A 19,374-nucleotide genomic window follows, 5' to 3' on the forward strand; every position below is an offset into this window, starting at 1 on the left:
TTCCTAGAGACTGCTTACTGCCAAACGTTCGTGGGCGCGTGTTCGTGCCCAGTCTTCAGCATCCAGCACTGACTCAAGGGTCAGCTCCGAGGATCCTGGGTGTTCGCTGAGGACAGCGTCGATGGTGTCAACGATGTCGGTGAAGCGGATGCGCCCGGCGTGGAAAGCCAGGACTGCTTCTTCGTTGGCCGCGTTGAACACGGCGGGGTACGTGCTCCCCTGCTTGGCGGCATCCTTGGCCAGGTCCACAGCCGGGAACGCCGTGGTATCCAGGGGCTCGAAGGTCCAGCTGGTGGCCTGGGTCCAGTCACACGGGGACGCTGCCTTTGGCACCCGGTCCGGCCAGCCGAGCCCCAGTGCGATGGGCAGGCGCATGTCCGGCGGCGAGGCCTGGGCGACGATGGACCCGTCATAGAACTGGACCATGGAATGGACCACCGACTGCGGGTGGACCACAACGTCTATCCGGTCCAGGGGCACGTCGAACAGCAGATGGGCTTCAATGAGCTCAAGGCCCTTGTTGACGAGGGTTGCTGAATTGGTGGTGACCATCAGGCCCATGTCCCAGGTGGGGTGGACCAGGGCTTCCTGCGGGGACACGCCGTGCAACTGTTCCCGCGTGCGGCCGCGGAACGGACCCCCGGATGCCGTCAGGATGAGTTTCTCCACTTCGGCCGCTGAGCCGGAGCGCAGGCACTGGGCGATGGCCGAGTGCTCTGAGTCCACGGGAACGATCTGGCCCTCGCGTGCCGCGGCCTTGACCAGTGCACCGCCGACGATCAGGGATTCCTTGTTGGCCAGCGCCAACGTTGCCCCGGATTTCAGTGCGGCCAGCGTGGGGGCGAGTCCGATGGATCCGGTGATGCCGTTGAGGACCACATCGGCTTCCACCGCCGCGATGCGCGCCGAGGCGTCGGGGCCGGCGATGATTTCCGGGCGGTAATCCTGCCGTCCTGCGGTGCGGGCGGCCCGGGCGATCAGGTCCTGCAGCAGATTGGGATCGCCGGAGGCGATGCCGACGGCGGCAGCGCCCGTGTGGACAGCCTGGCGGGCAAGGAGCTCCAGGTTCCCGCCGCCCGCGCTGAGTGCGACGACCTCAAAAAGGTGCGGGGCGCCGTCGACGACGTCAATCGCCTGGGTGCCGATGGAACCGGTGGATCCGAGGAGGACGATTCTGCGAGGCTGCATGGTTTAAGTATCCCGCACGCCCGGCCCAGTCCGGATCTGCAGGCCGGCTCTGCCGTTCAGATCTAGGAGCAGGGACGGGCCAGGCGTAACGTTGATGGCGTGGACTGGGTTTCCTGGTTCGATGCTCCGGACTACGAATTCGCTCGGCTGGTGCTGCAGCGAGGCATCGCAGCGCTGTACTTTGTGGCGTTCCTGTCCACCCTGAACCAGTTCCCGGCGCTCCTTGGTGAACACGGGCTGCTTCCAGTGCCCCGTTACCTGGAGGGGTTCAGCGTGCTGCGCCGTCCCACCCTCTTCCGGTGGCGCTACTCGGACAGGCTGCTGCGCTGGGTCTGCGCCGCGGGACTGGCCATCTCAGCGACGCTGGTGGCCGGCCTTCCCCAGCGGGGCCCGCCATGGCTGCCGCTGATTGCGTTCCTGGCCCTGTGGCTGCTGTACATGTCGATATCCAACGTTGGCCAGACGTTTTACGGCTTCGGCTGGGAAATGCTGCTCCTGGAGGCCGGGTTCACGGTCGCATTCCTGGGCTCAGACCAGACGGAACCGCCCCGCACCATCCTGATTTTGGTGGCGTGGCTGGTGTTCCGCCTGGAGTTCGGCGCGGGCATGATCAAGATCCGCGGCGGCAGGGAATGGCGTGACCTGACGGCGCTGTATTATCACCACGAAACCCAGCCGATGCCCGGACCCTTGAGCCGGCAGGCTCATCTGCTGCCAAAGCCGTTTCACCGGCTGGAGGTACTCGGAAATCACTTCGCCCAGCTGGTAGTCCCGTTCTTCCTCTTCGCCCCGCAGCCCCTGGCCAGCATCGCCGCGGCCATCGTGATCTTTACCCAGTTGTGGCTTGTGGGCAGCGGCAACTTTGCGTGGCTCAACTGGATGGCCATTGTGCTGGCCTTCGCCGCTGTCAGCGACCCGGTGGCCCATGCCGTGGTCCCGTTCCTGCCCCTGGACTGGGACCCCGAGTCGGGGACGCGTGGAAATCCCCCGTACTGGCTGGCAATTTTCCTCGCCGCGACCTTGCTGCTGGTGGTCCTGAGCTATTGGCCGCTAAGGAACCTCATCTCCAGGGGTCAACTGATGAACGCCAGCTTCAACCGCTGGCAACTCGTCAACACGTACGGTGCGTTCGGGACGGTGACCAAGCGGCGTATCGAGATCGTGGTCGAGGGAACCCTGGACGCGGAACCGGACGATGCTGCGGACTGGCGAGAGTACGGGTTCAAAGGCAAGCCCGGCGACGTCCGCCGCCTGCCGCGGCAGTGGGCGCCTTACCACCTGCGGCTGGACTGGCTGATGTGGTTCCTGCCCCTGCGCACAGTCCATGAGGAATGGTTTTATGCCTTCCTCGGCAAGCTCCTCGAGGCTGATCCCCGGACCCTGCGGCTGCTTCGTGAAGACCCGTTCGACGGCGAACCGCCGCACTGGGTGCGCGTCAACAGCTACCTGTACCGTTTCGCTACCCGCGCCGAGTTCCGGGAAAACGGTGCCCGGTGGGTGCGGACACTGCTCTATGAGGCCATTCCGCCGCTGTCGCTGCGCGGTACCCACGGGCGGCGGCGTTAAATCGGACCCCCAGTTTCAGGGCCGCGGGTTCAGGAGCCAGGGTTCAGGAGCCAGTGACCCGGGCGTGCGCTCCGGCCCTGCGGAGGGTTGATTCGGCGTGCTTGAGGATGGGGCCGTCGATCATTTTTCCGTTGTGCTTGAAGACGCCGGACCCGGCCGCGGCGGCAGCCCGCAACAGTTCCTGGGCGGCTTCTATGTCGACGGCGGCCGGGGCGTAGGCGGCACGGACCACGTTGGCCTGGGTGGGGTGGATGCACGCCTTGGAGCTGAACCCTGACGCCACGGCATCGGCGGCCTCCACCGCGAGTCCGTCAAGGTCGGGGATGTTGACGTAGACGGCGTCCACGGCTTCCTTCCCGAAGGCGCGGGCGGCGAGCAGTACCGTCGATCGGGCCTGGAGCGCTACCGCGCGGTAACCGCCGTCGTCCGTTCTGCTGGAGGTTCCGCCCAGGGACGCCAGCAGGTCCTCGGCACCCCACATCAGGGCCACCACATTGGGCGCCGCTGCGATGGCAGGCGCGTTGAGGACTCCGGCGGCGGTTTCGCACAGGGCAATGACGTGGAAGTCCTTCAGTGCGTCCAACTGTTCGGCGCTCTCCGCTTTGGCAAGCATGACCGTGCGGTACGGGGTGTGCGCCAGACAGTGCAGGTCCCGGCCAAACTCTTCGGTGCCGGCCGGATTGATTCTGATGATGGTCCGGCTGGGGTCCAGTTCGGGTCCTTCGCCCGCCGCACCGAGTTGGGCGAGGATGGCGCCGCGGGCCCGCTGCTTGTCCGCGGGGGCCACGGCATCTTCCAGGTCCAGGATGACGGCGTCCGCACGCTGGGCGGCCTTTTGGTACCGCTCTGGACGGTCGGCGGGGCAAAACAAGAGGGCGGGTCCCATCACAAATGTCATAGGGATATTGTCCCCTTTTCGCTGCCCTGTTGACTCCCCTGTCCGCTGACCTGTCCGCTCCCCTGTTGGCTCCCCCGGTGGGGATCTGCCGGCTGCCCGCTGTGAGCCTCACGGGTCCACATCAGGCAGCTCCGGGTCGCCAGGGCCACCACAGTGCCGTCCTGGTTCCTGCCGGTGTGCTGCATGGTGACAATGCCTTGGCCCGGCCGTGATTTCGAGAGCCGCTTCTGCGTAATGACGGTCTCTGTGTAGAGCGTGTCCCCGTGGTAGAGCGGATGGGGAAAGGACACATCCGTCAGCCCCAGCTGGGCGATGATGGTGCCTTGGGTCAGCTGCGACACGGACTGCCCCACCACCGTGGACAGCGTGAACATGGAGTTGACCAGCCGCTGGCCGAAGGGCTGGCTTTCGCTCCAGGCGGCGTCGAGGTGCAGCGCCTGGGTGTTCATGGTGAGGGTGGTGAACAGGACGTTGTCCGCCTCCGTCACGGTGCGTCCAGGCCGGTGCGCGTAGACGACGTCCTGCTCGAGCTCGTCGAAGTAGAGGCCCCGCTGTTCAATAACGCGTGGGCCCGTCATACGGTGAGCTCCTGGTCTTCTTCGAAGAGCTCGGCGCCCGTGGCCGCCGCGACCTCCTCGACGGACACGTTGGGTGCCAGTTCACGGAGCACCAGCCGGGACCGTCCGCCCTCGGTGACAATATCGATCACGGCCAGGTCGGTGATGATCCGGTCCACGCAGGCCTTGCCCGTCAGCGGCAAGGTGCAGTTCTCCACGATCTTGGGGCGGCCATTGCGGTCGACGTGTTCCATCATCACGATCACCTTCTTGGCGCCGAACACGAGGTCCATCGCCCCGCCCATGCCCTTGACCATCTTGCCGGGGATCATCCAGTTGGCCAGGTCCCCGTTCTGTGCAACCTCCATGGCTCCCAGCACGGCCACATCCACGTGGCCGCCGCGGATCATGCCAAACGAGGATGCCGAATCGAAAAATGCGGCTCCTTTGTTGACGGTGACAGTTTCTTTGCCGGCGTTGATCAGGTCCGGATCCACGGCATCCTCGGCAGGGTAGGGTCCGACGCCCAAAATACCGTTCTCCGAGTGCAGCACCACTTCAATCCCGGCCGGGATGTAGTTGGGGATCAGCGTGGGCATGCCGATGCCCAGGTTCACGTACTGGCCGTTGCTGAGCTCACGGGCAACCCTGGCGGCGAGTTCGTTGCGGGTCCATCCTTTGGTGTCCGGATTAGTGCCATCGGGGTGGCCGACGGCGGCACGCCGGTATTCGGGCCGGACGGCCTCCGGGCGGGGAGGCGCTCCCTGCGTGCTGTTGGACTCCATGGCTACGCTCCTGCCTGTTGGGTTGCCTGCGACCGGGTTGCCTGCGTCGCGCCGGGTTCAGCGCCGCCCGCCGCGTCCGAGGCCGCTGCCAGGGACACGGTCCGCTTTTCGATGCGTTTCTCCCCGTTGGGTGCAACCACCACCCTCTGGACGAAGATGCCCGGCACATGGACGTGCTCCGGATCCAGTTCACCCGGTTCCACGAGCTCCTCCACTTCGGCAATGGTGATCCTGCCTGCCATGGCGCACAGCGGATTGAAGTTCATGGCGGTGGCGTGGAAGACCAGATTGCCGTGGCGGTCACCCTTCCACGCGTGCACCAGGCCGAAATCGGGCGTCAGGGACTCCTCCAGCACGTAATCAACCCCGTTGAAGGCGCGGACTTCCTTAGGGGCAGATGCGATCGCAACCCCGCCGTCGGCGTCGTACTTCTGCGGAAGACCGCCCTCGGACACTTGGGTGCCCACGCCCGCTTTGGTGTAGAAAGCCGGGATCCCGGCGCCGCCGGCGCGGAGCTTCTCGGCCAGGGTTCCCTGCGGGGTGAGCACCACTTCCAACTCGCCGGAAAGATACTGGCGTGCGAACTCCTTGTTTTCGCCGACGTAGGAGCTCACGGTCCGCCGGATCCGGCCGTCGTGCAGCAGGACACCGAGTCCCCAGTCGTCCACGCCGCAGTTGTTGCTGACCGTCTCCAAGTCTTTGGTTCCATGCCGGTGCAGGGCATCAATCAGGGCCACGGGGATCCCGCACAGGCCGAACCCGCCGACCGCGAGCGACGCGCCGTCCGGGATGTCAGCTACGGCTTCCTCGGCGCTGGCAACAACCTTGTTGATCATCGTTGGTCCTTTCAAGGGTCTCGGCAGGCTCGACCATCGCGTATCGTTCCCGAACCGGCCGGCTTGCTATAGTCCGAGTTCGCGGGCGATCAGCATCAGCTGGACCTCCGTGGTGCCCTCCCCCACCTCCAGGATTTTGGAGTCGCGGTAGTGGCGTGCCACGGTGAATTCGTTGATGAACCCATAGCCGCCGAACACCTGGGTGGCGTCCCGCGCGTTGTCCATGGCTGCCTCACCTGCGACCATCTTAGCGATGGCCGCCTGCGTCTTGAACGGCTTGCCGGCCAGCATTCTGGCCGCGGCGTCGTAGTACGCGAGGCGGGCGGTGTGGGCGCGCGCCTGCATGCGGGCGATCTTGAACGCGATGGCCTGGTGCTTGCCGATGTTCTGCCCGAAGGCGCTGCGTTCCTTCGCGTATTTCACGGACAGGTCCACGCAGCCCTGAGCTGCACCCGTCCCCAACGCGGCGATGGCGATCCGGCCCTCGTCCAGGATGGACAGGAAGTTTGCGTATCCGCGCCCTTCCTCGCCGAGCAGGTTTTCCGCCGGCACGCGGACGTCCTTCAACGTGAGCGGATGGGTGTCCGAGGCGTTCCAGCCCACCTTGTTATACGCCTTTTCCGCCTTGAACCCCGCGGTGTCAGTGGGCACCAGGATGGTCGATATCTCCTTTTTGACGCTGCCGTCCGCGCGTTCTGCCTGGCCGGTGACGGCGGTGACGGTGACCAGGCGGGTGATGTCCGTGCCGGAGTTGGTGATGAACTCCTTGTTGCCGTTAATCACCCACTGCCCGCCCTCGCGCTTGGCGTGGGTTTTGGTGCCGCCGGCGTCTGAACCGGCTTCCGGCTCCGTGAGGCCGAAGCCCGCGAGCGCCTGGCCCGAGGCCAGGATCGGCAGCCACTCCTCTTTCTGCTTTTCGGTGCCGAAGCGGTACACGGGCATGGCGCCCAGCGACACGCCGGCTTCCAGGGTGATGGCCACGGACTGGTCCACCCGGCCCAGCTGCTCCAAGGCCAGGGCCAGGGCGAAGTAGTCTCCGCCCATTCCACCGTATTCCTCCGGGAACGGCAGCCCGAAGAGGCCCATGTCCGCCATCTGCTTCACGATTTCATAGGGGAAACTGTGTTCCTCATCGTGTTTGGTGGACACCGGCGCCACCACACTGTCCGCGAAGTCGCGGACGGTGTCGCTGAGGTCCTGGTATTCCTCGCTGAGTTCAAAATCCGGCATGGTTAGGCTCCCTCGCCTGTGGTGTTTGGTTCGTTGATTGCAATGTTGGTTAGAGCGTGGATAGTGGCCAATACTTGGTCGGCCTTCACCAGATCGCCCGCTTTGACGCTGGTGTGCACGGTGCCGGCCACTTCGGCCACCAGTTGGTGCTCCATCTTCATGGCTTCCACGGAGAGGAGGACTTGGCCGGCTTCCACGGTGTCACCGTTGCTGACGGCGACGGACACCACCGTTCCGGGCATGGGCGAACGGACCTCCGGGTCCGCAATACCTTCCTCGCGCTCGATCGCGGCGAGTACCCGGGCAAGCCGCGACTCCCGAGTCAGTACTTCCAGCCGGCAGGACCACCCGCCGTTGCCCACATACACCGTCTGCGGACTGCCCCGGCGCGGGTAGTCCTCCCAGAAACTGCCCAGTGCGTAGCGGACTTCGGCGCCGTCGATTTCCAAGTAGACGTTGTCACTGGACAGGCCGATCACCTCGACCGTGTGGGCGGGACCGTCATTGACACTGACAAGGGCGTGGCCCAGATCGAGGTTGCTCCGCCAGGTGAGGGCTACGGTGGCAGTCCCGCCGCCGGGAACGCCGAAGCTCATCCGCCAGGACGCCGGCGCGCCGAGTCGCCATCCGAGTGTGGTGTTCCAGGGGGATCCCACGGTGGACGGCCCTTCAGCCAGGACCCAGAACTGCACAGCGGCGGCTATGAGCTCGGCGTCTCCGATGCTCCGGAAGGTAAAGTCCGGCATCTTGCGCTCGATCAGGCCCGTGTCGAGCCGGCCGGCGCGGACGTCGGCGTCGTTGATCAGCAATCGCAGGTATTCCACGTTGGTGTCGATGCCCAGCGCCGTGTAGCGCGAGAGTGCCGTGTCCAGCTTGTCCAGCGCCGCAGTACGGTCCCCGCCCCAGGCAATCACCTTGGACACCATGGGGTCGTAGTCGCTGGAAATTTCGAGACCCTCGCGCAGCGAGGAATCAATGCGGATGTCCGGATCAGCGGACGCCGGGGTGAAAGAATCGGCGTCGTCCATGGCAGTGAAGATTGCGCCACGCTCGTCCAGGAGCACCACTTCGCCCGCCGACGGCAGGAAGTTCCGTTCCGGGATTTCCGCGTAGACGCGGGCTTCAACGGCGTGCCCGTTAAGTTCGACGTCGGCCTGCCGTATCGTAAGTTCCTCGCCGGCGGCGATCCGCACCTGCCATTCAACGAGGTCAATCCCGGTAATCATTTCGGTGACGGGGTGCTCCACCTGGAGCCGGGTGTTCATTTCCATAAAGAAGAACTCGTCCGGGGCTTCATCGGAGACCAGGAACTCCACGGTGCCGGCGCCGCTGTAGTGGACGCTGCGTGCCGCCTGGCAGGCAGCCTCGCCGATCCGCGCCCGGGTGGCGCCGCCGTCGTTCATTCCTTCCAGGAGCGGTGAAGGCGCTTCCTCGATGACTTTCTGGTGGCGGCGCTGCAGCGAGCACTCGCGCTCGCCCAGATGGATGACGTTGCCGTGGTTGTCCGCCAGGACCTGGACCTCGATGTGCCGCGGGGTACGCACCAGCCGTTCCAGGAAGAGCGTGTCGTCACCGAAGGCGCTGGCGGCAACGCGCCGGGCGGTGGCCAGCGTCGCCTCGAGTTCCTCGGGCCGTTCCACGATGTGCATGCCCTTCCCGCCGCCGCCGGCGGAGGGCTTGATCAGTAACGGGAAGCCGACGGCGGGCGCCGCCTCCATCAGTTGCGTGTCCGTCATCCCCGGCTCGGCAACGCCCGGCACCACGGGAACGCCGTAGCCCGCCACGTGGTTCTTGGACCGGATCTTGTCACCCATCACGTTCAGTGATTCGACGCCAGGGCCGATGAACGTGATGCCGGCCTTTTCCAGGGCACGGGCAAAGTCCACGTTCTCGCTCAGGAAACCGTAGCCAGGGTGGACGGCCTCGGCGCCCGTGGTACGGCAGGCCTGGATGATGGCCTCAATCTTGAGGTAACTCTCCGCGGCAGCGGCAGGGCCGATCCGCACCGCGGTGTCAGCCTCGCGCACGTGGCGGGCTGCGGCGTCGGCATCGCTGTAGACAGCCACGGAACGGATACCGAGGGCGCGCAGGGTGCGGATCACACGGCACGCGATTTCGCCGCGGTTGGCGACCAGGACTGTGCCGAAGCGTGGCTTGGCGGTCGCGGGAGTGGTGGGCGAAGAAGCAGTCACAGCGGGCTCACATCCGGAAGAGGCCGAAGGAGGTCTCCGGCAGTGGGGTGCGGGAGACGACGTCGAGCGCCAGTCCCAGGACGGTTCGGGTGTCAGCGGGGTCGATCACGCCGTCGTCCCAGAGGCGGGCGGTGGAGTAGTACGGGCTGCCCTGGTCCTCGTACTGCTTCTTGATCGGGGCTTTGAAAGCTTCTTCGTCCGCGGCTGACCATTCCTCGCCGCGGGCCTCGTACTGGTCGCGTTTGACTGTGGCGAGGACGCTCGAGGCCTGGTTTCCGCCCATGACCGAGATCCTGCTGGCCGGCCACATCCAGAGGAAACGCGGCGAGTAGGCCCGGCCGCACATGGAGTAGTTGCCTGCGCCGAAGGACCCGCCAATCACCACGGTCAGTTTGGGCACGCGGGCCGTGGCCACCGCGGTAACCATCTTGGCACCGTTCTTGGCGATGCCGCCCTGCTCGGAATCCTTGCCCACCATGAACCCGGAGATATTCTGCAGGAAAATCAGGGGGATGCCGCGTTGGTCGCACAGTTCGATGAAATGCGCTCCCTTCAGCGACGACTCACTGAAGAGGACGCCGTTGTTGGCCACGATCCCCACCGGGTGGCCGTGCAGCCGGGCGAAGCCGGTGACCAGTGTGGTGCCGTACTCCTTCTTGAACTCGTGGAATTTGCTGCCGTCCACCAGCCGGGCAATCACCTCGCGGACGTCGTACTGCGCGTTGACGTCGGTGGGCACCGCACCATAAAGCTCGGCCGGGTCCGCGACGGGCTCGACGGCGGCGTCCACCTCCCATGCGGGGGCTGCCGGCCTGGGGAGCGTGGCCACGATGTCGCGGATGATCTGCAGGGCATGTTCGTCGTTCTCGGCGAGGTGATCGGTGACCCCGGAAATCCTCGAATGAACGTCGCCGCCGCCCAACTCCTCCGCGGTAACGATCTCGCCGATCGCGGCCTTCACCAACGGCGGGCCGCCCAGGAAGATGGTCCCCTGGTTCCGGACAATCACCGTCTCGTCGCTCATGGCCGGAACATAGGCTCCGCCAGCAGTGCAGGAGCCCATGACCGAGGCGATCTGCGGGATCTTCGCCGCGGAGAGCCTGGCCTGGTTGTAGAAGATCCGGCCGAAATGCTCCTTGTCCGGGAACACCTCGTCCTGCTTGGGCAGGAACGCTCCCCCGGAGTCCACGAGGTAGATGCACGGGAGCCTGTTCTCCAGCGCGATTTCCTGCGCGCGGAGGTGCTTCTTGACCGTTATCGGGTAATAGGTGCCGCCCTTGACGGTGGCGTCATTGGAGATCACCAGGACCTGCCGGCCGTGCACCAACCCGATGCCGGCGATGACCCCGGCACCTGGCGACTCATCGTTGTACATACCGTTGGCAGCGAGCGGTGCGATTTCCAGGAACGGGCTGCCGTTATCAAGCAACTGGTCGATACGCTCGCGCGGCAGCAGCTTGCCCCGGGCCACATGACGTTCCCGGGACTTCACCGGGCCGCCCAGCGCCGTGGCCGCGAGCCGGGCCCTCAGCTCACCGGCGAGGGTCAACTGCGCTTTCTCGTTAGTCGCAAACGCGTCACTTTCGGCGTCAAGCCGGCTGGTGAGGGTCTCCATCGACGCGGTCCGATCCTGTTGTGTGAGAGCTGCTGCCGCAAGTCCCCCTGCGGAGCTGCCGACATCCACTCGGTTAGTGTTGTGTAACTGAGATTTAGGTTAGTCTTTATTAACTGTGATGTCCAACACATGGATGCATTGCTAGAATTTGCAGGTCCGAGGAGGAAACGTGCCCAGCAGCCGGCCTGCGCAGCCATCGAAGCCGGGTCCGGCAACTAAGTCAGTTGCTGAGCCCCGACCGGTTTCTGTCCCTGGCGCCCACACAGTCCCTGGCGCCCCACCGGTTCCCGGGACGGCACGGGCTCCCGGGACGGCACCGGTTCGCGGGACCCAGCGCAGCCAAGCCAAAGAGATCCGACGCCAGGCGCTACTGACCGCCGCAGCAGCACTCTTCGCGGTGAACGGGTTCAACCGGGTGTCGTTGGAGGATCTCGGTGCCGCGGCGGGCGTCAGTGGACCGGCCGTGTATCGCCATTTCCCGGGCAAGCAGGCGGTATTGAGCGATCTGCTGCTTACGGTCAGCCGGGACCTCTTGGAAGGTGGCCGGCGTGTGGCCGCCGAAACCACCGATCCGCTCGCTGCACTCCGTCGGCTGGTGGGGTTCCAAGTGGATTTTGCCCTGGGCAAGCCCGACGTCATCCGTGTCCAGGACCGGGACTTCAGCAATCTCACCTTCCAGGACCAGTCGGAGGTCCGGGCCCTGCAGCGGAGCTACGTGGAACTGTGGGTGGACGTCCTGGCCCGGCTGCACCCCACCGTCGACGCCGCGGAACTGCGGATGCGGGCGCACGCCACCTTCGGCCTGATCAACTCCACGCCCCACTCGGTGCGCAGCCACGGCCGCAAGATCGCGCCCAAGACTGCCCGCCCTTTGCTGGAGAGCATGGCGCTGGCGGCCCTGACGGTAGACGTCACCCCCGCTTCCTGACTTGAGTTCCCCTGGCCCACACGCACGGTCCAGCCTGCATGGACGGCGCCGGGCAGCACGAGCGGCTCCAGCCCGCATGGACGGCGCCGGGCAGCACGAGCGGCTCCAGCCCGCATGGACGGCGCCGGGCAGCACCGCTCATGCGGGTCAGGACCGCTGACTCCGATACCGGAAGCTCGCCGGCCCCTAGACCATCGTCAGCACCATGCCGGGGTCCGCGAGGATGGCGCCGACGTCAGCAAGGAATCGTGAACCCTGCTCCCCGTCGACCAGGCGATGGTCGAAGGACAGACTCAAAGTCATGACCTGGCGCAGAGCCACTTCGTCCTGGAATTCCCACGGCAACTTCCGGACCGCGCCCACGGCAAGTATGGCCGCCTCGCCCGGGTTCAGAATGGGGGTACCGGCATCAATCCCGAACACCCCGATGTTGGTGATGGAGATGGTCCCCTCAGCCAGCTCAGCCGGCGCTGTCTTGCCKGCCCGGGCTGTTTCCGTCAGCACAGTGAGGGCTTCGGAGAGTCCCACGAGCGACATGGCATCGGCGTCCTTGATGTTCGGCACGGTGAGCCCGCGTGGCGTCGCGGCGGCGATGCCGAGGTTCACGTAATTGAACTGCACAATCTCCTGGTTGGTCTCGTCCCACCGCGAGTTCAGCGACGGGCTCCGCCGGAGCGCGACCAGCAAAGCCTTGGCCACAAGGGTCAGCGGAGTCAGTTTGCGGTCCGCAAAAGCCCGGCTTTTTTTCAGCTTGGCAAGCAAGTCCATGGTGGGGGTGACATCCACCGTGAGGAACTCCGTTGCATGCGGGGCGGTGAACGCGCTGGCCACCATCGCGGCTGCAGTGAACTTCCGGACGCCCTTGATGGGGGTACGGACTTCCCGCGCGCCCTGCCCGCCGGTCCGGTCTGCCGTGGCGGCGGTGCCGGACACGGCAGACAGGTGGCGGGCCGCCACCGGAACGTCTCCCCCGTCAACGAAACTCCTGACGTCCTCCCGGGTGATCAGACCATGGGCGCCGGTGCCGGGGACTGCGGTTAACTCGACGCCCAGGTCCTTGGCCAGCTTCCGTACCGGCGGTGTGGAGCGCGGGCGCTCGAACGACAGGGTTTCAGCGGCCGTGGTTTCGACCTGCGCAACCGCCGGAGCGGCGGCAGGCTTGGGTTGGACGGTTTCGACCACCGGGGCTGCAAAGGTGCGCTGCCGGCGCGCCGGACGGCCGGAACTTTCGACGACGGCGCCATACCCCACGAGGTTGGGCTGGCGCTTAGGGGTCTCCGCCTCAGCCGGGGCAGCGGCGGGTGACGCGCCGGCGTCGTCCGGTACTTCAAACGAGACGATCGGCTTACCGACCTCCACCACCGTCCCCTGCTGTTCGTGAAGTGCGGTGATCACGCCGGCGAAAGGGGATGGCAACTCCACCACAGCCTTGGCCGTTTCAACCTCGGCAATCACCTGGTTCAGGCTCACGGTGTCCCCCACGCCGACTTTCCAGCTGACGATTTCCGATTCCGTGAGGCCTTCACCAAGGTCCGGGAGCCTGAATTCCTTGATCATGGTGGCGCTCATCCTTCCAGCCCGCTGAGTGAGTTGGGCCGCCCCAGTGCACGGTCCACGCCGTCGAGGATCCTGTCCAGCCCGGGCAGGTGATGCATCTCCACCTTTGAGTAAGGGTAGGGAACATCGAACCCGGTGACGCGGACTGGTGCCGCTTCAAGGTGGTAGAAGCACCGTTCGGTGATGCTGGCAGCAACCTCTGCGCCAAGGCCCCCCGACTGGCCGGCCTCGTGGGTGATCACCAACCGGCCCGTCTTCCGCACGGACGCTTCCACCGTGGCGTAATCCACCGGCGCCAGCGAGCGCAGGTCGATGACCTCAATGGAGATCCCTTCGTCGGCGGCAGCAGTGGCGGCGTCCCGGGCTGTCTTGACCAGCGGTCCGTAGGCAACGAGGGTCACATCGGTGCCTTCGATGAGCACACGGGCGGTGCCCATCGGCAGTGCGTTTGATAGGTCGAGGCCCTCGGCCACTTCGCCTTTGTCGTGGTAGCGGCGTTTGGGTTCGAAGAACAGGACCGGGTCATCAGACCGTATGGCCTGCTGAATCACCGTGTAGGCGTCCTGGGGATTGGAGACTGCTACCACCCTGAGTCCGGAGGTGTGGGTGAAGTATGCCTCGGGCGACTCGGAGTGGTGTTCGGGCGAACCGATGCCGCCGCCGAAGGGGACGCGGATGGTGATGGGCATCTTCACCGCACCCAGGGTGCGGTAGTGCATCTTGGCTACCTGGCTGACGATTTGGTCGAAGGCCGGATAGATGAAACCGTCGAACTGGATTTCCACCACGGGCCGGTAGCCCCGGTAAGCGAGGCCGACGGCGGTGCCGATGATGGCCGATTCAGCCAGCGGCGTGTCCACCACGCGATGTGTGCCGAAATCCTTCTGCAGACCGTCCGTCACGCGGAACACACCGCCGAGGGTGCCGATGTCCTCGCCCATGAGGACGACTTTGGGATCATTTTCGAGTGATTTGCGCAGGCCGGAATTGATGGCACGGGCAAAGGTCATCTGGGTCATCAGCGTGCACCTTCCTGTGATGTGGCTTCCGCGGGGTCACCGAAAGAAGCAAGGTAACGGGCGTAGTGATCCTGCTGCCGGTCAAGCCATGAGTTGGGTGAGCTGTACACGTGCTTGAAGACATCCAGCGGCTCCGGCTCGGGCATGCCGATGCAGCCTGCACGCAGCTCGCGGGCGACGTCGTCCGCTTTGTCCCTGACGTGCTGCTGGAACTGGTCCGTGAACAGGCCCTTCCGTTCCAGGAGGGCTTTGATCCGCTCGATGGGGTCCTTCGCGGCCCAGTCTTCGAGTTCATTGGCGTCGCGGTAGCGGGTGGGGTCGTCAGCAGTGGTGTGCGGCCCCATGCGGTACGTGACCGCTTCAATGAACGTGGGTCCGCCACCATGCCGGGCACGGTCCAGGGCCACGCGCGTGGCCGCCATCACGGCCAGGACGTCGTTGCCGTCCACCCGGAGGCTCGGAATGCCAAATCCGGCAGCCCTGTCCGCAAGCTGCACGTGGGACTGCAACCGTACGGGCTCCGAAATGGCCCAATGATTGTTGGAACAGAAGAAGACCACCGGCACCTGGAAGCTGGCGGCAAAGACCATGGCTTCATTGACGTCGCCTTCACTCGTGGCACCGTCGCCGAAGTACGTTACCGCCACCGAGTCGGCGCCGTCGTTCTGGATGCCCATGGCATACCCGGTGGCGTGCAGGGTTTGCGCACCGATGATGATCTGGGGGGTGGCCATATTAACGGTGTACGGGTCCCAGCCGGACGCGGCGTTTCCGCGCCAGACCCGCAAAATGTCAGTCAGTCCCACGCCGCGGCAGTAGGCCACACCGTTTTCCCGGTAGCTGGAGAAGACAAAGTCATCGCTTCGCAGTGCGCGGCCTGAGCCGATCTGCGCAGCCTCCTGGCCCAGCAACGGCGGCCAAAGGCCGAGTTCCCCCTGGCGCTGGAGCGCCGTGGCCTCGACGTCGATGCGCCGGATGACCGTCAGGTCTTCGAAGAGGGAGCACAGCTGTTCATCCCCGACGTCTTTGACCCAGGGATCGAATTCCGGATGGCTGATCCGCTCCCCTGCCGGTGTGACCAGTTGGATGAGGTTCCTGCCGGATCCACCATGGTTTCCTGTACTGCCGGCGGAAGCACCAGCCATTTTTCCGCCTTGGCCCGTTTCGTCTGTAGACACGATGACACGCAACCTTCTCACGTCGTTTGACCGGAGCTTGGAGACTTGTGGTCCCGCCGGCCGCCAGCCGCCCGGGCGCCGTTGCCCCGGATAATTGTGACCCTACTCACAATGTTCAATGGGTACAACTACCGTCGCAAATACTGAGCATTGTGCACTGTTTGGGGCAGCTTCGCCGTGCTAACCTTGCGCATTATGCACCCTTTGGATGGCACCGACACGCGGCTGCTTTCAGCCTTGGCTGGCGACCCCCGGCGCACGGTGGTGGCGCTGGCCCAGAAGCTTGGACTGTCACGGAACACTGTGCAGGCACGCATGGCCCAACTGGAGAAGAAGCACGTCTTCCTGTCCTTCGAGCGACGGATCAACCCGGCGTCGCTGGGGTACCCGCTGATGGCCTTTATCTCGGTCCATGTCCAGCAGCAGAAGCTGGGGCAGCTCGCCCATGACCTTGCCGACATACCGGAGATACTCGAGGGGTATGGCCTGACGGGCTCCGCCGATCTCCTGCTTCGTGTGGTGGCCTTGGACGCCGAGGACCTCTTCCGGATCAACGGAAAAATCCTGGCGTGCGACGGAGTGGACCGGACCGATACTGCCCTGGCCATGGGCGAACTCATTCCCTTCCGCATCCAGCCGCTCCTGGACCGGGGATCCGGCGACAGCCAGGACAGCTAGGCGCCCAAAAACCTGACCCAAAATTGTGTTTCCGCGCTACCCCGGCCGACGCCCGCCCCGCGGCTTCACTATAGGCTGTTCCCAGGTAGATCCGCGGGCACCGCCCAGCGGCCCCCAGCAAAAAGGCAGTGCCACCGCGTTGCCGGAAAGGCTCCATGTGAGCAACCCTCAGGAACCGCACCAGCCGGCGCCCTGGCCCCAACAACCCCGGCAACAGCCAGTGGACGGTCAGCCTGGAACCCCGGAACAGTACGGCACCCCTGGTAAATATCCGGCGCCTGGACAGTACGCAGCGGCCGGACGGTATGCGGCAGCCGGCCAGTACGCGGCGCCGGGACAATATGGCGCTGCCGGCCAGTATGGCACTCCCGGACAACCCCCGGCCGACGGCCCATTTGGGCTGCCCGGGGAGCAGCCCCCAGCGCGGGACCGCCGGCGGTTGTGGACCATCCTGGGTGTGGTGGGCGGCGTCCTGCTGCTGGCGATCCTTGGTGTGGTGATCCTGGCAAATGTTGTTGCTGGACCCACGAACCATGCCAGGAGCCTCGCGGATGACTTCACGAAACTCGTGATCGCCGGCGACACGTCCAAAGCCTACGACGACTACCTTGACCCTGCCCTTCAGGAGCAGGTATCGAAGGAAGCGTTCATTGCCGGCATCAAGACGCTGGAGATGGACAGCTCCTGCAAGCCCAGCTACAACGCGGTCGAGGCCAGCACGGTGAACGGCACCAAAGCGGCCGACGTTGTGGGCCTCATCGCCTGCAACGACGGGAAGAACATCGACCTCGTCTACCGATTCGAAGGCAGCGACGAACTCAAGATGATCAACATCAAAATCAAGCCCAAGGCATAGCGGTCCCACACAGAAAAGCGCTCCGACACAAAAACGGGGTCCGGGCCTGTACAAGGCCCGGACCCCCGCAAGCGGACGACGGCGGCTTCCGGGCCGCCGTCGTTCGTTTGCCTGGTGTTAGTGGTCCACGGCCTTCTCCGCACCGACGCCGGTGAGTGACCGTACTTCCATTTCGGCCTGCTTGCTGGAGTCTTCGCGCTTCTTATCCAGCACGGTGCCGAGCCAGCCGAGCAGGAACGCCAGCGGAATGGACACAATCCCCGGGTTGCTGAGCGGGAAGATGGCGAAGTGGGCGTCCTTGATCATGGACGTCGCACCGCCGGACACAACGGGCGAGAAGATGATCAGGAGGATGGCCGAACCCAAACCGCCGTACATGCTCCACACGGCACCCTGGGTGGTGAACCGCCGCCAGAACAGGGAGTAGACAATGGTGGGCAGGTTGGCCGATGCCGCGACGGCGAAGGCGAGGGCCACCAGGAAGGCCACATTCTGGCCGTTGGCGAGGATGCCGCCCAGGATGGCGAGAATGCCAATGACCACTACGGTGCGCCGCGCCACCTTGACCTCGGTGTCGGCGTCCGCCTTGCCCTTGGAAAGCACGTTGGCGTAGATATCGTGGGCAAACGATGCGGCCGCGGTGATGGTGAGTCCGGCAACCACGGCGAGGATGGTCGCAAAGGCCACCGCCGAGATGAAGCCCAGCAGCAGCGGGCCGCCCAGGTGGAAGGCCAGCAGCGGTGCCGCGGAGTTGACGCCGCCCGGAGCGGTCTTGATGGTTTCAGCACCCACGAGCGCGGCGGCACCGTAGCCCAGGACCAGGGTGAACAGGTAGAAAATACCGATCAGCCAGATGGACCACACCACGGATTTGCGAGCTTCCTTGGCCGTCGGGACGGTGTAGAAGCGCATCAGGACGTGTGGCAGGGCTGCAGTGCCGAGTACCAGCGCGAGCCCCAGGGACATGAAGTCCAGCTTGGACGTTTCGGTCTTGCCGTACTGCAGGCCCGGGTTCAGCACGGCCGGGTTGCCGGAGGTTTCAACGGCTGCGCCGAGGAGATTGGAGAGGTTGAAGCCGTAGATGGCCAGCACCCAGAGCGTCATCACGGCTGCGCCGGCAATGAGCAGGATCGCCTTGATGATCTGGACCCAGGTGGTGCCCTTCATGCCGCCAATCAGGACGTACATGATCATGAGGGCACCCACGACGATGATCACCAGCGCCTGGCCGCCCCAGTCGCTGATGCCCAGCAGGAGTGAGATCAGGCTGCCTGCTCCGGCCATCTGCGCGAGCAGGTAGAAGAAGCAGACGGCCAGGGTGGAAATGGCGGCCGCGATACGGACCGGCCGCTGCTTGAGCCGGAAGGAGAGAACATCGGCCATGGTGAATTTGCCGGTGTTCCGCAGCAGTTCAGCCACGAGCAGCAGAGCCACGAGCCAGGCCACCAGGAAGCCGATGGAGTACATAAAGCCGTCATAGCCGTTGACGGCAATGGCCCCGGTGATGCCCAGGAACGAGGCCGCGGACAGGTAGTCGCCCGCAATGGCGGTTCCGTTCTGGGAGCCCGTGAAGGAACGGCCGGCCGCGTAGTAGTCCGCGGCCGTCTTATTGTTCCGGCTGGCCCGCAGCACGATCACCATGGTGACGGCAACAAACAGAGCGAAGATCCCCATGTTGAGGAGCGTGGTTTCCTTGAGTTGGGTAACGTCAACTGACGTGGCGATCCCGATCATTTGTTCACTCCGGTCACGCGGTTGCCGTCTTTATCAAATTCATGGCCTTCGATTTCGTGGCGGATCTCCGCCGCGATGGGGTCAAGCTTCCGGTTGGAGTAGCTGACGTACCAGCCGGTGATGGCGAACGTGGACACAAACTGCAGGAGGCCAAGGATCAGGCCGATATTGATGTTGCCCCACACCTTGGTGGACATAAATCCGACTGCGTAGTCCGCCAGCAGGACGTACGCGAAGTACCACAGCAGGAACGCTACGGCCATGGGGAATACAAAGCTGCGGTGACGTTTGCGCAGTTCCTGGAACCGCGCCGTCGACTGGACTTCTTCGAAGTCTACGGACGCCGCTGCGTCCGGAGTCCGGGCATCATTACCCATCGTTCCTCCTCATTGAGAGTTTGACTGTCCACCAGCCAGCCACTCCTGCCTGCAGGGTGCCGCCAATGTGACTGCAATCACTGTGCGCGCGCGTAGGGGCTGCATTACATAGCGACGGGCTTAACGGTCGCCCAACGGTCACGATGCTGCGCCTAACGGCAGCCGACGCTACGCTGGCAG

Annotated in this window: 17 protein-coding genes; 4 read left to right on the forward strand and 13 right to left on the reverse strand. The window is 64.9% G+C overall.

Going from position 1 to position 19,374, the window contains the following annotated elements:
• Positions 1–3: 3 nt before the first annotated feature.
• Positions 4–1,188 (reverse strand): 1-deoxy-D-xylulose-5-phosphate reductoisomerase, encoded by a 1,185-nt coding sequence (gene dxr, locus AC1DIM_RS10110; RefSeq protein ID WP_477710347.1) that lies wholly within the window; start codon positions 1,186–1,188, stop codon positions 4–6.
• 99 nt (positions 1,189–1,287) lie between these two features.
• On the opposite strand from dxr, the gene AC1DIM_RS10115 reads away from it, so the two are divergent.
• The gene (locus AC1DIM_RS10115) at positions 1,288–2,754 is read left to right on the forward strand and encodes a lipase maturation factor family protein (protein WP_477710348.1); all 1,467 of its coding nucleotides are present in this window, start codon (positions 1,288–1,290) and stop codon (positions 2,752–2,754) included.
• A 43-nt stretch (positions 2,755–2,797) separates the two neighbouring features.
• Here AC1DIM_RS10115 and AC1DIM_RS10120 read toward each other — a convergent pair whose 3' ends face one another.
• The 7 genes from AC1DIM_RS10120 to AC1DIM_RS10150 all read right to left on the reverse strand — a co-directional run bounded on the left by AC1DIM_RS10120 (position 2,798) and on the right by AC1DIM_RS10150 (position 10,867).
• Positions 2,798–3,652 carry an HpcH/HpaI aldolase/citrate lyase family protein gene (locus AC1DIM_RS10120; RefSeq protein ID WP_477710349.1) on the reverse strand — a complete coding sequence of 285 codons (855 nt, stop codon included), beginning with the start codon at positions 3,650–3,652 and terminating at the stop codon, positions 2,798–2,800.
• Entirely contained in the window at positions 3,649–4,230 is a 582-nt protein-coding gene (locus AC1DIM_RS10125; RefSeq protein ID WP_477710350.1) for a MaoC family dehydratase, read from the reverse strand. The genes AC1DIM_RS10120 and AC1DIM_RS10125 overlap by 4 nt, the downstream gene beginning before the upstream one ends.
• A complete protein-coding gene (locus AC1DIM_RS10130) occupies positions 4,227–4,994 on the reverse strand; it encodes a CoA transferase subunit B (RefSeq protein WP_477710351.1) in 768 nt (255 codons plus the stop codon). The genes AC1DIM_RS10125 and AC1DIM_RS10130 overlap by 4 nt, the downstream gene beginning before the upstream one ends.
• Positions 4,995–4,996: 2 nt before the next feature.
• Positions 4,997–5,830 carry a CoA transferase subunit A gene (locus AC1DIM_RS10135; protein WP_477710352.1) on the reverse strand — a complete coding sequence of 278 codons (834 nt, stop codon included), beginning with the start codon at positions 5,828–5,830 and terminating at the stop codon, positions 4,997–4,999.
• Positions 5,831–5,896: 66 nt separating this feature from the next.
• Positions 5,897–7,060 (reverse strand): acyl-CoA dehydrogenase family protein, encoded by a 1,164-nt coding sequence (locus AC1DIM_RS10140; RefSeq protein WP_477710353.1) that lies wholly within the window; start codon positions 7,058–7,060, stop codon positions 5,897–5,899.
• Positions 7,061–7,062: 2 nt separating this feature from the next.
• Complete coding sequence (locus AC1DIM_RS10145) at positions 7,063–9,252, reverse strand: acetyl/propionyl/methylcrotonyl-CoA carboxylase subunit alpha (RefSeq protein ID WP_477710354.1); 2,190 nt, start codon at positions 9,250–9,252, stop codon at positions 7,063–7,065.
• A gap of 7 nt (positions 9,253–9,259) precedes the next feature.
• On the reverse strand, positions 9,260–10,867 hold the full coding sequence (locus tag AC1DIM_RS10150; RefSeq protein ID WP_477710425.1) for a carboxyl transferase domain-containing protein: 1,608 nt from the start codon (positions 10,865–10,867) through the stop codon (positions 9,260–9,262).
• Between the two features lie 169 nt (positions 10,868–11,036).
• Here AC1DIM_RS10150 and AC1DIM_RS10155 point away from each other — a divergent pair, with 169 nt between their 5' ends.
• A complete protein-coding gene (locus tag AC1DIM_RS10155; RefSeq protein ID WP_477710355.1) occupies positions 11,037–11,795 on the forward strand; it encodes an SACE_7040 family transcriptional regulator in 759 nt (252 codons plus the stop codon).
• Between the two features lie 186 nt (positions 11,796–11,981).
• On the opposite strand, the gene AC1DIM_RS10160 is transcribed toward AC1DIM_RS10155, so the two are convergent.
• From AC1DIM_RS10160 to pdhA, 3 genes are read right to left on the reverse strand one after another with little or no spacing between them, the layout of a single operon-like run.
• Entirely contained in the window at positions 11,982–13,352 is a 1,371-nt protein-coding gene (locus AC1DIM_RS10160; RefSeq protein ID WP_477710356.1) for a dihydrolipoamide acetyltransferase family protein, read from the reverse strand.
• 8 nt (positions 13,353–13,360) lie between these two features.
• Positions 13,361–14,371 carry an alpha-ketoacid dehydrogenase subunit beta gene (locus tag AC1DIM_RS10165; protein ID WP_477710357.1) on the reverse strand — a complete coding sequence of 337 codons (1,011 nt, stop codon included), beginning with the start codon at positions 14,369–14,371 and terminating at the stop codon, positions 13,361–13,363.
• Positions 14,371–15,549 (reverse strand): pyruvate dehydrogenase (acetyl-transferring) E1 component subunit alpha, encoded by a 1,179-nt coding sequence (gene pdhA / locus AC1DIM_RS10170; protein ID WP_477710358.1) that lies wholly within the window; start codon positions 15,547–15,549, stop codon positions 14,371–14,373. The genes AC1DIM_RS10165 and pdhA overlap by 1 nt, the downstream gene beginning before the upstream one ends.
• Positions 15,550–15,744: 195 nt before the next feature.
• Between pdhA and AC1DIM_RS10175 the strand changes: the two genes are divergently transcribed.
• Entirely contained in the window at positions 15,745–16,227 is a 483-nt protein-coding gene (locus AC1DIM_RS10175; RefSeq protein WP_477710359.1) for an Lrp/AsnC family transcriptional regulator, read from the forward strand.
• A gap of 157 nt (positions 16,228–16,384) precedes the next feature.
• The gene (locus AC1DIM_RS10180; RefSeq protein WP_477710360.1) at positions 16,385–17,083 is read left to right on the forward strand and encodes a hypothetical protein; all 699 of its coding nucleotides are present in this window, start codon (positions 16,385–16,387) and stop codon (positions 17,081–17,083) included.
• Positions 17,084–17,200: 117 nt separating this feature from the next.
• On the opposite strand, the gene AC1DIM_RS10185 is transcribed toward AC1DIM_RS10180, so the two are convergent.
• Positions 17,201–18,817, reverse strand: a complete 1,617-nt coding sequence (locus tag AC1DIM_RS10185; protein WP_477710361.1) for a solute symporter family protein — start codon at positions 18,815–18,817, stop codon at positions 17,201–17,203.
• Positions 18,814–19,194: a DUF485 domain-containing protein gene (locus AC1DIM_RS10190; protein ID WP_255769630.1), complete on the reverse strand. Its 381-nt coding sequence runs from the start codon at positions 19,192–19,194 to the stop codon at positions 18,814–18,816. The genes AC1DIM_RS10185 and AC1DIM_RS10190 overlap by 4 nt, the downstream gene beginning before the upstream one ends.
• Between the last annotated feature and the right edge of the window lie 180 nt (positions 19,195–19,374).

The organism is Pseudarthrobacter sp. 01T43 (assembly GCF_056398665.1).